Genomic DNA, 12854 nt, shown 5'->3' on the forward strand with positions numbered 1-12854 from the left:
CTAGAACACGCGCACGCAGTGCCCGGCTGCCAGCGCGAGTTCGACGAGTGTTGCACCGTGAACACTCGGGACGAGCGCGATGAGAAACGTATCGCTGTCGCTGTCGAGCCAGGCAAGTGAAACGCCCGTCTCGGTGATGTTGTCGCCGACTCGAGCGAGAAGCGATTCGAGTCCGGCAGCTCGATCGAAGGTCATGGCAAGACTCTGCGCCCACTCCCACGATCCTGTCGGCGCCGAAGCGAGCGCTCTCAGCTGACCGAGAACCTCGGCAGCGTCCTCGTTCCAGTCCACCCAGACCAGGAGTTTTCGGTCGTGCAACGCGTCGACGAGAGCAAACCACCCCAATTCCGGGTGCGGCTTCTCGAGCGTCTGTGAGTACAGCTCGTTCTGTACTTCGACATACCGTTCCGGATAGTCGATCGCGAGAGTGACACGGTCGATGACGACAGTGCTGTCAGGGGCGAGCAGTTCGGCGATCGCGCGCAACGCGTCGCGAGCAGGTCCACCCACTATGGCTCCAAGGTTCGATTCGGTCATCGGTGCGGTTTCCACAGTCTGACATGCGAGTGCGACTCGTTCGGACGTGTCTTCGATGTCAGGTCCTGAGTCAGATCCCTCCGGAGATTCCCGCGCGCCGCATATCAACGAGTCGACGAGTTACCGAATCGAACAACCCGGCTATCCCATTCGCCGCACTTGTCCGTTTACCCTTTCACCTGGCCTTACAATCCGGATATAGTCATCGGCGATCCATGAAGCCAACTGGGATGTAGCGAGCCAGCGAACAGTCTGTTACCGTTCAGCTAACTACCCCTTCTGGTCAAACCGGATCGAAGGGGTTCGGGCAATGACCCACGGGGGGTTGACGTGAAGGGGCCATGTTCCGCATGAAACACGATTCACACACGACAACCTCTTGGTGGTCGATCGGCGAATGGCGCCTGGGATGGAAGGTCATCGCCGTTCTCGCATTGCCGATGATCGTCGCCGTCGTCCTCGGCGCACTTCGAGTTCAGACAGAACTCGAAGAAGCCGCACAGCTGAGTTCCTCGTCCGAGCGTGCCCTCGCAGTGCCCGCGGCGATCAACCTCGAATCCGCACTGTACGAACTCGCCGAAGCCGCATCGGCACGCACTGACACCGGCCCGGCAACACAAGCAGCTTCGGACGCAATGGACCAACTGGTAGACGCCGCGCGCGCGTTCCAGTCCGACGGCGACCTCAACGACCAAGTGACTTCGGCGCTCGCCGAGAGCCGTTCCATCACCGAGGAGATCGCCGCCGGCGCGGTGGCTCCCGCACGCTTGGTTTCGCGGGTCGGCGAAGTCTCGCGCGCACTCTCGAGCACCTTCACCAGCGTCGTCGAGCATTCTCAACGCCCTGTCCTGCGCGAACAAGGTGGTCGACTCTCCGCACTCTGGGAAGCGCGACGAGCGCTGGCCGAACAACGAATCCTCTTCGGCTCCGGTGATCCGGACCAGCAAGCTCGTACGTCGATGGTCAGTACTGCCGGTGCCGAACTGGTCGCTCTGAACAACATTCTGGCCATCGACGGGAGTAACGACACCGTCCAGACCCTCAGCAACTCTGCTCAGAACCGGATCAACGCCCTCGGATCAACTCCGTCGACCTCTCCTCTGGGGAGCCGCGTCGGCGCCGATCTGAAATCCGGAAACGACCAGTACAACAGCCTGACCGACACCACCGTCACCGAGTTCGGCGACACCGTCACCGCCGAATCCAATGCAGCACGAACCGCAGCACTCCGTGACACTGCAATCGTGCTCGGCGCGGTCCTGCTGGCACTGGCCATCGCCCTCGTCATCAGCCGATCGCTCATCGATCCGATCCGCCGGTTGCGATTTGCCGCATTGCAGGCCGCACGACGCGGACTCCCCGACGCGATCGAACGAATTCGCGCAGGTGCCAGTACCGACGAACTCGACTTCGCCCGTGTCCCGATCCGCACCCACGAGGAAATCGGCGAGCTTGCGCGTGCGGTGGACGACATGCACGGTCAGGCCATCACGCTTGCCGGCGAGCAGGCCACCCTGCGGCGCCAGGTCAACGACATGTTCGAAACGCTGTCGAGGCGCAATAAGTCCCTCGTCGACCAGCAACTCGGTTTGATCGAACAGTTGGAGCAGGACGAAGACGACCCGCGTCGCCTCGAGAATCTGTTCCGGCTCGACCACATCGCCGCGAGAATGCGTCGAAACGGCGACAACTTGCTGGTTCTCGCCGGAACCGATGTACGCCGCGCCAGGACCGCCCCCGTCGCTCTCGGCGATACCCTTCGCGCCGCGGTATCAGGAGTCGAGGAGTATCGACGCGTCGAACTCGGGCAGATCCCGCCCGGAGTCGTCACCGGTCATGCTGCCCCGGACGTCGTTCACCTCATCGCTGAGCTGCTCGACAATTCTCTGCGGTACTCCCCACCGGAGACCACCGTCTCCATCAACGCTGCCCGCACTATCGACGGCTCCATGATCGTCGAGATCGCAGATCTCGGTATCGGCATGTCGCCTGCCGATATCCTCGATGCCAACGAGCGCCTCGCCGCCGGCGGCGAGATGAGCGCGGATACGGCGCGTCGCATGGGTTTGTTCGTCGTGAGCCGAATCAGCCGTCGCTACAACATCTCTGTGCGCCTGCGCCCGACGGCAACGTCATCGACGCACAGCGGCATCACCGCAACGGTGCTCCTACCGACGTCGATACTCGATTCGTCTCGGGGACCCGAGATCCGCACGCCGCGAACCGGACCCGTTCCCACGCTCGATCGGACTCCCCCTCCCACACCGCCTGCACCGTCATGGTCACAGCCCGTCCCGACCGAATCCGCACCCCCGCGGCCTGCGACCAGAAGTTTCGCTGATCTCCCGCGTCGAACGCCCGGTAACAGTACCGATCGGACCGAGACGTTCGCCCCGATCACACCGCAATCCACTCCTACGGCAACAGCGCCTTCGGGATTGCCACGTCGCACTCCGGGCACAAGTGGAGTACCGGCAGTCAGCACTTCAACTCCGACCACTGCTGCACCCGCCACCTCGGTGTCGTCCTTCGCTCCTCTGCCCGATCCCGAGGGCACAAGCACATCGACGTCCCTTCCCGTTCGTACTCCGTCGCCGGAATTCGCCTCGCCGGCACAGGGTCCCGAGATCCCGGTGGGTCCACAACCGTCGACAACCCCGCCGCCGCGGCACCGGCTCTCAGCCCCGACGCCGACAAATACTGCGGCATTCTTCTCCTCACGCACCCGTGACGGGCTCTCTGCTCGCGCATCGGCGAGGGCTGACGGCGCGGGCGACGGCAACTCGAACGGCGTACCCTCTGCTCCGACCACGATGCCGATTTTCGCCCGGATGGTGTCGGAGTGGCTCGTGGATCCGACGGCGGAGACTTCAGCGGCTTCCACCGGCAGTTCGTGGACCACCGACGCGGATCAAGGCTGGCTGGCCGCTCGGACCTCGTTCGAGATGCCGGTCACCAAGATCGCCGATTCCGGTCTGCCCATTCGAGATCGCGGAGCCCGCCTGGTTCCTGGTGCCGTCGGCGGTGGCGGTACGACACAGCGCCATGCATCCAATCCGGCGGACGTCCAACGTGGTTGGAGCAGTTACCAATCCGGAGTACAACGAGGGCGTCGGCGCGCCGCCGACCATCAGCCCGATGGCGGACAGTCTTTCGAATCGTCCACGATGTTGCACAACGATGAAGGAGAACAGTGAACACTGTCGGAGCCCAAGAGACTCCCCGCGCACTCGACTGGCTGGTTTCGGCTTTTGCCCGAGACGTGCCGGGTGTGAGTCACGCGATCATCGTCTCAGCCGACGGGTTGTTGACCGCCTCGAGCACACACCTTCCGCTCGATCGGGCGGATCAATTGGCCGCTGTCACTTCCGGACTCGCCAGCCTGTCCGCGGGGGCGTCACGCCTCTTCGACGGTGGGGCCGTCATGCAGTCCGTCGTCGAGATGGAGAACGGCTACCTGCTTCTCATGGGCGTCGGTAGCGGCGCTTACCTTGCCGCCCTCGCTGTCGCCGGATGCGACATCGGCCAGATCGGTTACGAAATGGCGACTCTCGTCGATCGCGTCGGGACCACGATGGACATTGCCCCGCGAACGTCGCAGGGTATTTGAGTTCGATGCCTCACCATCAATCCGAGTACGACGACGCCGAACCCAGCTTGGTCCGGCCGTACGCGCTCACCGAAGGTCGGACCCTGCCGTCCATCGACCTCCCGCTCGAAGCGATCATCGCGACGATCGAGGACGTGGTCTCGAACAATCTTGCACCGCAGGATATTCGTGCATCGATCGTCGCACTCTGCGAGCAGCGGATCTCGATTGCCGAGATCGCTGCCCACCTCGGTGTTCCGATCGGAGTCGTGCGGGTACTGGTTGCCGACCTCGTAGTAGCCGGATCACTGGAAATACATGCCACTCTGCGAAGCGACGCATCTCGAGTCGAGCGACGCGAACTGATCGAAAGGACCCTCAGTGGACTTCGGGCACTCTGACTCATCGTCTCGCGTGAAATCGACAAAAATCGTGATCGCCGGGGGTTTCGGTGTTGGCAAGACAACGCTTGTGGGGACCGTCTCCGAAATCGTCCCCCTTCGCACGGAGGCAATGGTCACCGACGCCAGCGACGGTATCGACAATCTCGGTTCCACTCCCGACAAGAGCACCACGACGGTCGCGATGGACTTCGGGCGCATCACTCTCGCCGACGACCTGGTCCTCTATCTGTTCGGAACCCCGGGACAGCGCCGCTTCTGGTTCATGTGGGACGACTTGATCACCGGTGCGATCGGTGCGGTCATTCTGGTCGACACGCGCCGTCTGGAAGACAGCTTCGCTGCAGTCGACTTCTTCGAGGCGCGAGGGCTCCCGTTCATTGTGGCGGTCAACCGTTTCGACGGCGCACCAATTCATTCGGCGAGCGATCTCCGGCAGGCATTGGCGCTACCCAACCGCGTTCCCATGATCGAGATCGACGCCCGAAACCGCGAATCGGCCAAACGCGCGCTGATCGCCGTCACCGAGTACTCCCTCGAACGACTTGCAGCTGAAGCAGTCGTCTAGATGAATCACCAGATGCGAATCGTCGCCGAAAGGAACTGGCATGTCGGATGAAATGCACCATTTCTCGATGGGAATCTGGCTGCTCGGGCTCGCCTACGTCGTGTCCGTGGTCGGGTCGGTAGTCGGCCTGGCGTGCACCAGGCATTCAGCGTCGGCGACGACAACCGCCACACGCATGCGATGGCTAGCCATGGCTGCCCTGTCGATCGGTGGTGTCGCCATCTGGCTGATGCATTTCATCGCCATGCTCGGCTTCGCAGTCCCCGGCAGTCCCATTCGATACAACCTCGGATGGACCGTGATCTCCGCGATCATCTCAGTAGGTGCTGTTTTTGTCGGTCTGCTGATCATCGGGACCGAATTCCGCTGGACGCGGCTTCTGATCGGCGGCGTGGTGACCGGTCTCGCCGTGAACATCATGCATTACACCGGCATGCGCGCCTTGCGCTTTCAGGGTGAGATCCACTACGACCTGCTCTTCGTTGCATTGTCGGTTCTCATCGCAGTCGTCGCCGGAACCGCTGCACTGTGGTTCACCATGGTGCTCGAGTCCACGATTCTGCGTTTTGTCGCCGGAATCATCATGGGCATCGCCGTCGTCGGTATGCACTACACCGGAATGGCCGCAGTCGAGGTTGTTCACGACGCGGCAGCCCCGGCGCCGCAGGGACTCGAAGTGTTCTCATTCCTCTTCCCTGTCTTCGTTCTCGGCCTGCTGGCGTTGGCAGTTCCGATTGTCGCCGTGCTGACAGCGCCCAACCGTGCGACGGCACGGATGGAATCCGCCGCCGACGACCTGGCGTTCGAAGCACGAGAGTTCGCGACCTCGAACTGAGAGGAGTACGGGGCGAGTCGATGTGAATCGACGACGCCCCGTACATTGCGGGGATGGTGGATGCCGGACACAACCCCCCGCCGTCGGCCGACGCGGCACTGGTCGTGATCGGTGGTTTGCCGGCCACCGGCAAATCGACGATCGCGCGGGCGCTTGCTCAGCATCACAAGATCCCCTACGTGCGGATCGATACCATCGAACAGTCGCTGATCCGCAGCGGTATCGCTGATGTATCCGGGACCGCCGGATACATCACCGGGTACGCGCTCGCCGCCGAACAATTGCGACTGGGACTCTCGGTCGTGGTCGAATGCGTCAACCCAGTCGAGGCGACACGAAACGCCTGGTCCGCTACCGCACAACATAATTCGGCGCGCTTGCTCAGTGTCGAAGTCATCTGTTCGGATCCCGACGAGCATCGCAGACGCGCAGAACGGCGAGTCGTCGACATCCCGGATCTTGTACTACCTACGTGGCAGGAAATCCTGGATCGAGACTACGAGCCGTGGACCACGGAACGGCTCGTGCTCGACACCGCAATCATGAACTCCGAGAGCGCAGTACGACGAATAACTGCCAGAATGTTCACCGAATGAGAGCTGCTCACAGGGTGAGAACGAAGAATGCACTGTTCGGATCTTCGCGGTAGTTTCCGAACGGTGGAGACGGGACGAACCCGAATCTCGCATACAGTCGGCGTGCCGGATCGAAGAAGTCCTGTGTGCCGGTCTCCAATTCGAGTTGCCGGTAACCTCGTTGTCTCGACTCGTCCACGACGTGTTGAAGAAGTCGCGTACCCACGCCACGCCCTCGAGCTACCGATGAGGTTCGCATCGACTTGATCTCGCCACCGGTCGACGACAGTTCCTTGAGTGCAACACAACCGAGTAGATCGTCACCTTCGCTCCACAGCGTCCACATGGTCACGGAACTATCCGTCAGCCCTGTGATGTCCAGCGCGTGAACGCTGTCCGCGGGCGAGGTCGCATGCATGTCGGCGAGATGTTCGGTCAGTAGAGCACGGACCACATCCCGACTCAGGTCGTCAATTTCGATTCGCACGGATCCTCACTGTCCTCTTCGCTTCCGGCAGCATCGAATGAAAGTATGACTGGCCATCACTTCGGCGAAGGCTTGGCCCGTACGTGGATGCGTTCTCCTTGGGGGCCGAACAGACTCAGTACCTCGACCGGGCCGCCGCCGTCACTACCGAACCAATGCGGGTTTCGGGTGTCGAATTCAGCAGCTTCACCCGTACCCATCACGATGTCGTGATCGGCCAACACCAACCGCAACCTCCCCGACAAGACGTACAGCCATTCGTAGCCGTCGTGCACTTGCGGGTCGGGGTCCGTCTGGCTTGCCGGGATGGTCATCTTGAATGCCTGCAGCCCACCGGGTTGCCGAGTCAGCGGCAATACCGTTCGCCCACTGACGCTTCGAGGCGCACTCTGGATACGTGGATCGGCGACCTGTGGTGCCGCAACCAGTTGGTCCAACGGCACTTGGTGGGCAAGCGCGATCGGAAGCAGCAACTCCAGACTGGGTCGACGCTCCCCCGCTTCGAGCCTCGACAGGGTGCTCTTCGAAATACCGGTGGACTCGGACAGCGCTGTGAGCGTGACGTTCCTCTGTGTACGAATGCGTTTGAGGCGCGCGCCGATCTGCGAGATGGCGGCATCGATGTGCGGACCGTTGACATTCATGGTGCCGAGTCTGACGACGATTCCCAGAAATGGCAACATTAGTTGCTGACGAACCTCCTCCGCGAGCAATCTGTGCTCATGCGAACACACACTGAAACAGAGATCCTCGACGCCGTGATCGTCGGCGGTGGCGCCGCCGGACTCAGTGCAGCCCTGGTGTTGGGTCGTGCTCGGCGCTCGGTCGCCGTCATCGATTCCGGCAAACCGCGCAACACACCGGCAGCACACATGCACGGCTTCCTCTCGCGAGACGGCATGGCGCCAGGTGAGTTGCTCGCCGTCGGGCGCAGCGAATTACAGACGTACGGAGTCGAATTCAAACGCGACGACGTAGTCGACATCTCCTGGCGCGGTATCGAACCCGGCTTTGTCGTCGAACTGTCGGGAGGCACGACGCTCGAAACTCGCACTGTGCTGGTTGCAACCGGCCTACGGGATTCACTCCCGGAAATACCAGGAATCCAGGAGCTTTGGGGGCAAAGCGTGCTCCATTGCCCGTACTGCCATGCGTACGAGATCAGCGACCAACCGATCGGCGTTCTCGGCGGCGACGCTCGCGAGATGTCACTTCACCAGGCGTTTCTACTCCGACAGTGGTCGTCGGATGTGACGTTCTTCCCCGACAAGATCTCGCTCACCCCCGACGAACGCGCGCGACTGGCTGCCCGAGGAGTGACGGTTGCCGACGGATCGGTATCTGGATTGGTCTGCGAGAAAAGCAAACTGAAAGCCGTCGAACTCGACAACGGCCAACTGGTTGCGCGCTCAGCACTGTTCGTTGCGCCGCGTTTCGTTCCGAACGACGCACATCTGACGCGACTCGGCTGCAAAGCCAGCCCCACGGGATTCGTGGCTGTCGATCATTCCGGCGCCACCAGTGTTCCCGGTATCTGGGGCGCCGGCAACGTCGTCGACCCTCGCGCACAGGTAATCAATGCTGCGGCTGCAGGTTCAACCGCGGCGATCGCAATCAACGGATACCTGGTAGAGCAGGACGTCGAATCGGCTCTTCGCTCGACCGACCCTGAAGGTGGTTTCTCGGCGGCCATGGAGCAGGGCGTCTGCGAGATGAACGGCGGCAGCGCCCTTCACGGCATCTGACCGAAGCGTCTAGGTCGCGGGGCCGCCGTGCAACTTCTCGTAGGCGGCCTTCTCGGCGTCGTGGCGCGAGACCTTCTTCGGGTTCTCGAGGTCGGAAGGCAAACCGTGACGCTCGAGGCGACGCGACCTGTTCTGAGCCATGTAGGAGACCGAATAGAACAGCGCCAGAAGCACTCCGAGCAGCACCATCGACGCCCGCAGGGCCCACGGCCCGGGGAAGAGCATGAAGGCCGCGAAGACGGGAATGAACGGCACCATGCTGCGGATCAGGTGACGTGGCACAGCCCAGTCACCGATCAGGTCGTTTCGCACCCAGTCCTGCATCGAATCGGGCAACTTGCGCCCCACTGAATAACCCAACCACTGAAGGGGATTCGGGCTCGTGCGTTGCTTTTTGGAAGTCACGGAAGTCACCTGTTCGGTACGCATCGGTCTTGACGCAGTCGTCACGTTTCTTTCAGATGTGGTCATCACATTTCTCTCATTGGTCCAAAGCGCCGGCGCGGAGCGCGGCCTCGTTGACCCGCGTCAGAACGTTGTGGAGTTCTTCGAGTTCGGCGAGGCTGACGCCGAGCTTCGCGACAACCGCCGGCGGGATCTTCTCCGCCTCGTCACGCAGTGCCACACCGGCTTCGGTGAGGTCGACGTCGAGTTGACGTTCGTCGGCGCGGCTACGGGTTCGCGTGATCAACCCGGACGCCTCGAGTCGCTTGAGGAGCGGCGAGAGTGTCGGCGAATCGAGCTGCAATGCCTGCCCGATTTCCTTGACCGCCATCGGCGACTTCCCCCACAGGGCAAGCATCACCAGATACTGGGGATGTGTGAGGCCCATCGGCTCGAGCAGTGGCCGGTAGACGGACAGGACTGCCCGGTTCGCGACCGCAAGTGCAAAACACACCTGCCGGTCGAGAGCCAGCGGATCGTCCATCTGCGTCTGCGGAGCCTTCGTCGTCATGACTCCGATGTTACCAGATTGATTAGTGCAGTAACTATTATCGCACTAATCAATCTGGCGATGATCGTCACTCTTCTCCAACGTCGACGTGGGTTGCCCGGTGAGGCCCACGTGGGCTTCCGCCCTCATTCGCTCCACCATGTGCGGATAGTGCATCTCGAACGCCGGACGCTCGCTACGGATGCGCGGCAACTCGGTGAAGTTGTGACGCGGCGGTGGGCAGGTGGTCGCCCATTCCAGCGAGTTTCCGTAACCCCACGGATCGTCGACGGTGACCACCTCGCCGTAGCGGTAACTCTTGAAAACGTTCCAGATGAACGGCAGTGTCGACGCGCCGAGCACGAAGGCGAAGATCGTGGACACCGAGTTCAGCACCGTGAACCCGTCCGAGGGCAGGTAGTCGGCGTAACGACGGGGCATACCTTCGCCACCGAGCCAGTGCTGGACGAGGAAAGTGCCGTGGAAACCGACGAACGTGGTCCAGAAGTGCCACTTGCCGAGGCGCTCGTCCATCATGCGACCGGTCATCTTCGGGAACCAGAAGTAGATACCGGCGTACGTGGCGAACACGACCGTACCGAAGACCACGTAATGGAAGTGGGCGACAACAAAATACGTGTCGGTGACGTGGAAGTCGATCGGCGGACTCGCGAGAATAACGCCCGACAGACCACCGAAGAGGAAGGTGATCAGGAAGCCGATCGAGAACAGCATCGGTGATTCGAAGGTCAACTGCCCCTTCCACATCGTTCCGATCCAGTTGAAGATCTTCACACCTGTCGGCACGGCGATCAGGAACGTCATGAACGAGAAGTAGGGCAGGAGAACAGCACCCGTCGCATACATGTGGTGAGCCCACACCGCGATGGACAGAGCTGAGATCGCCAGTGTCGCGTAAACCAAACCGGTGTATCCGAAGATCGGCTTACGGCTGAAGACCGGGAAGATCTCCGAGACGATGCCGAAGAACGGCAGCGCGATGATGTACACCTCGGGGTGCCCGAAGAACCAGAACAGGTGCTGCCACAACAGAACTCCACCTGACGCTGGGTCGAAGATGTGTCCACCGAGATGGCGGTCGACGAACAGGCCCATGAATGCGGCGGTCAGCAGCGGGAACGCCATCAAGATCAGGATGCTGGTGATGAAGATATTCCAGGTGAAGATCGACATCCGGAACATCGTCATGCCTGGTGCGCGCAAACAGATCACCGTGGTGATCATGTTGACCGCACCGAGAATAGTGCCGAGACCGCCCACTGTCAGTCCGAAGACCCACAGGTCGGCTCCGACGCCGGGGCTGTGCACCGCACCCGACAGTGGGGTGTACGCAGTCCAACCGAAGTCGGCAGCGCCGCCCGGCGTGAGGAATCCGCCGAGTACGATCAAACCACCAAAAGTGAAGAGCCAGAAGCCGAATGCGTTCAAGCGCGGGAAGGCCACGTCCGGGGCACCGATTTGCAGCGGAAGTATGTAGTTCGCGAAGCCGAAAACGACGGGCGTCGCGTACAGCAGCAACATGATCGTGCCGTGCATGGTGAACAACTGATTGAACTGCTCGTTCGAGAGGAACTGCATCCCGGGGACAGCCAGTTCCGCACGCATGAACAGGGCCATCAGGCCGCCGATCAAGAAGAACCCGAAAGCCGTGATCATGTACATGATCCCGATCTTCTTGTGATCGGTGGTCTTGATCATGTCGAACATCCACGACCCCTTGGGATCACGACGCTTCGGGTACGGCCGCTCCGGAATCGGCTCCAGCTCTCCGGTCCGCTCGTCCGGCACCGTTGTTGTCATGCTCGCGCGTCCTCTTTCGTGCTCGATACCGCCCTCAAGAACTTTCCGCACGACCATATCGCATGTTAATAGTTAATGCACAAACTAAGTGTGGTCGACGTGGACATCAATCGAAAACCGAACGTACGCAACCTTTTGCAGATTTCGCTGAGATAAAGTCAGGCGACGGAATAGGTCAAGGGTCCGCCGCGTTGAACAAATCCGTGACTCTTCCCGACACATCGACAGCACCCGAGGCCCCCGCGTTGCGCGGCCTCTTCGAGCCTTTCGAGGTCAAATCACTCTCGTTGCGCAACCGTTTTGCGATGGCCCCGATGACTCGCGCCTTCTCTCCTGACGGGATCCCCGGCGCCGACGTGGCCGAGTACTACCGTCGTCGCGCAGCGGGCGGGGTCGGCCTGATCATCACGGAAGGCACCTATATCCCGGACCCGGCAGCCGGCCCGCACACCCGCGTACCGCGCATCTACGGTGATTCGAGCCTGGGCGGCTGGAAGTCGGTAGTCGACGCCGTGCACGCCGAGGGTGGATCGATCATTCCTCAGCTGTGGCACCTCGGAGTCGAGCGCGGCGAAAACTCGCGTCTGAACCCCGAGGTCGAGACCGTCAGCCCCTCCGGCCTGGCGCTGGACGGCACCCGTCTGGGACGAGAATTCACCACCTCGGATCTCGACACCTTGAAGCAGTCGTGGGTCGACGCCGCACTCAACGCGAAGAACACCGGTTTCGACGGGCTCGAGTTGCACGGAGCGCACGGCTACCTGCTCGACGAATTCCTGTGGGCCGGAACCAATGTCCGCACCGATGAATACGGCGGATCACTGGAAGCCCGCACCCGCTTCCCGGCCGAGGTCGTCGCCGCAATCCGAGAGGCTGTCGGAAACGAGTTCGCGATCGTCTACCGATTCTCACAGTGGAAGTCCGGCCACTACGACGCTCGTATCGCCCAGAGCCCGGCTGAACTCGGCCGCATCCTCACTCCCCTGGTCGACGCCGGCGTCGACGTTCTGCATCCGTCGACGAGGCGCCACTGGGAACCGGCGTTCGCTGAACTCGACGGTGAAGACGGCAAGCTCGGCCTCGCCGGCTGGACGAAGAAGCTGACCGGGTTGCCGACCATCACCGTCGGCTCGGTCGGACTCGACTCCGTGTTCACGACGGCATTCACCGGCGACGCCGCATCGGCTGTCACGGGGCTGGAGCGTCTCGAAGCTCAGTACGATAGAGGTGAATTCGACATGGTTGCCATCGGACGCGCGCTGCTCGCCGATCCCGAGTGGGTCGAGAAGCTCCGCACCGGACGCGCGGACGAGCACATCGCATTCACTGCAGAACATCGCACGCACCTGAACTGACCTCGCA

At 61.8% G+C, this 12854-nt stretch carries 14 protein-coding genes; 8 read left to right on the forward strand and 6 right to left on the reverse strand.

Annotated elements, in window-relative coordinates:
- Nucleotides 1-537 carry a hypothetical protein gene (locus ACKAMS_RS18520; protein ID WP_232816879.1) on the reverse strand — a complete coding sequence of 179 codons (537 nt, stop codon included), beginning with the start codon at nucleotides 535-537 and terminating at the stop codon, nucleotides 1-3.
- Between the two features lie 350 nt (nucleotides 538-887).
- On the opposite strand from ACKAMS_RS18520, the gene ACKAMS_RS18525 reads away from it, so the two are divergent.
- The 6 genes from ACKAMS_RS18525 to ACKAMS_RS18550 are packed head-to-tail and all read left to right on the forward strand — an operon-like array spanning nucleotide 888 to nucleotide 6526.
- Complete coding sequence (locus ACKAMS_RS18525) at nucleotides 888-3734, forward strand: ATP-binding protein (RefSeq protein ID WP_408989354.1); 2847 nt, start codon at nucleotides 888-890, stop codon at nucleotides 3732-3734.
- On the forward strand, nucleotides 3731-4147 hold the full coding sequence (locus tag ACKAMS_RS18530) for a roadblock/LC7 domain-containing protein (protein WP_003940329.1): 417 nt from the start codon (nucleotides 3731-3733) through the stop codon (nucleotides 4145-4147). Before ACKAMS_RS18525 ends, ACKAMS_RS18530 begins: the two co-directional genes overlap by 4 nt.
- 5 nt (nucleotides 4148-4152) lie before the next feature.
- Nucleotides 4153-4527, forward strand: a complete 375-nt coding sequence (locus tag ACKAMS_RS18535; RefSeq protein WP_019744850.1) for a DUF742 domain-containing protein — start codon at nucleotides 4153-4155, stop codon at nucleotides 4525-4527.
- A complete protein-coding gene (locus ACKAMS_RS18540; protein ID WP_003940118.1) occupies nucleotides 4508-5095 on the forward strand; it encodes an ATP/GTP-binding protein in 588 nt (195 codons plus the stop codon). The genes ACKAMS_RS18535 and ACKAMS_RS18540 overlap by 20 nt, the downstream gene beginning before the upstream one ends.
- 40 nt (nucleotides 5096-5135) lie before the next feature.
- Nucleotides 5136-5930: an MHYT domain-containing protein gene (locus ACKAMS_RS18545; RefSeq protein ID WP_019744851.1), complete on the forward strand. Its 795-nt coding sequence runs from the start codon at nucleotides 5136-5138 to the stop codon at nucleotides 5928-5930.
- A 53-nt stretch (nucleotides 5931-5983) separates the two neighbouring features.
- Nucleotides 5984-6526, forward strand: coding sequence for an AAA family ATPase (locus ACKAMS_RS18550; RefSeq protein ID WP_047890019.1), 543 nt, complete (start codon nucleotides 5984-5986; stop codon nucleotides 6524-6526).
- Between the two features lie 7 nt (nucleotides 6527-6533).
- Here ACKAMS_RS18550 and ACKAMS_RS18555 read toward each other — a convergent pair whose 3' ends face one another.
- Complete coding sequence (locus ACKAMS_RS18555) at nucleotides 6534-6992, reverse strand: GNAT family N-acetyltransferase (RefSeq protein WP_047890018.1); 459 nt, start codon at nucleotides 6990-6992, stop codon at nucleotides 6534-6536.
- A 56-nt stretch (nucleotides 6993-7048) separates the two neighbouring features.
- Complete coding sequence (locus ACKAMS_RS18560) at nucleotides 7049-7675, reverse strand: helix-turn-helix domain-containing protein (protein WP_019744854.1); 627 nt, start codon at nucleotides 7673-7675, stop codon at nucleotides 7049-7051.
- Nucleotides 7676-7708: 33 nt separating this feature from the next.
- Between ACKAMS_RS18560 and ACKAMS_RS18565 the strand changes: the two genes are divergently transcribed.
- Nucleotides 7709-8737: an NAD(P)/FAD-dependent oxidoreductase gene (locus tag ACKAMS_RS18565; protein WP_069146491.1), complete on the forward strand. Its 1029-nt coding sequence runs from the start codon at nucleotides 7709-7711 to the stop codon at nucleotides 8735-8737.
- Between the two features lie 9 nt (nucleotides 8738-8746).
- Here the strand turns inward: ACKAMS_RS18565 and ACKAMS_RS18570 are convergent, their stop codons facing one another.
- Genes ACKAMS_RS18570 through ctaD form a run of 3 tightly spaced genes read right to left on the reverse strand, consistent with a single transcriptional unit; the run spans nucleotide 8747 to nucleotide 11492 of the window.
- On the reverse strand, nucleotides 8747-9166 hold the full coding sequence (locus ACKAMS_RS18570; RefSeq protein WP_044479364.1) for a DUF5313 family protein: 420 nt from the start codon (nucleotides 9164-9166) through the stop codon (nucleotides 8747-8749).
- A gap of 52 nt (nucleotides 9167-9218) precedes the next feature.
- Nucleotides 9219-9692 carry a MarR family winged helix-turn-helix transcriptional regulator gene (locus tag ACKAMS_RS18575; RefSeq protein WP_019744857.1) on the reverse strand — a complete coding sequence of 158 codons (474 nt, stop codon included), beginning with the start codon at nucleotides 9690-9692 and terminating at the stop codon, nucleotides 9219-9221.
- Between the two features lie 45 nt (nucleotides 9693-9737).
- On the reverse strand, nucleotides 9738-11492 hold the full coding sequence (gene ctaD, locus ACKAMS_RS18580) for a cytochrome c oxidase subunit I (RefSeq protein ID WP_408989355.1): 1755 nt from the start codon (nucleotides 11490-11492) through the stop codon (nucleotides 9738-9740).
- Between the two features lie 203 nt (nucleotides 11493-11695).
- Here ctaD and ACKAMS_RS18585 point away from each other — a divergent pair, with 203 nt between their 5' ends.
- Nucleotides 11696-12847 (forward strand): NADH:flavin oxidoreductase, encoded by a 1152-nt coding sequence (locus tag ACKAMS_RS18585; protein ID WP_020908734.1) that lies wholly within the window; start codon nucleotides 11696-11698, stop codon nucleotides 12845-12847.
- Nucleotides 12848-12854: the final 7 nt, after the last annotated feature.

This window comes from Rhodococcus sp. 5A-K4, assembly GCF_046097995.1.
Taxonomy (GTDB): Bacteria; Actinomycetota; Actinomycetes; order Mycobacteriales; family Mycobacteriaceae; genus Rhodococcus_F; species Rhodococcus_F erythropolis.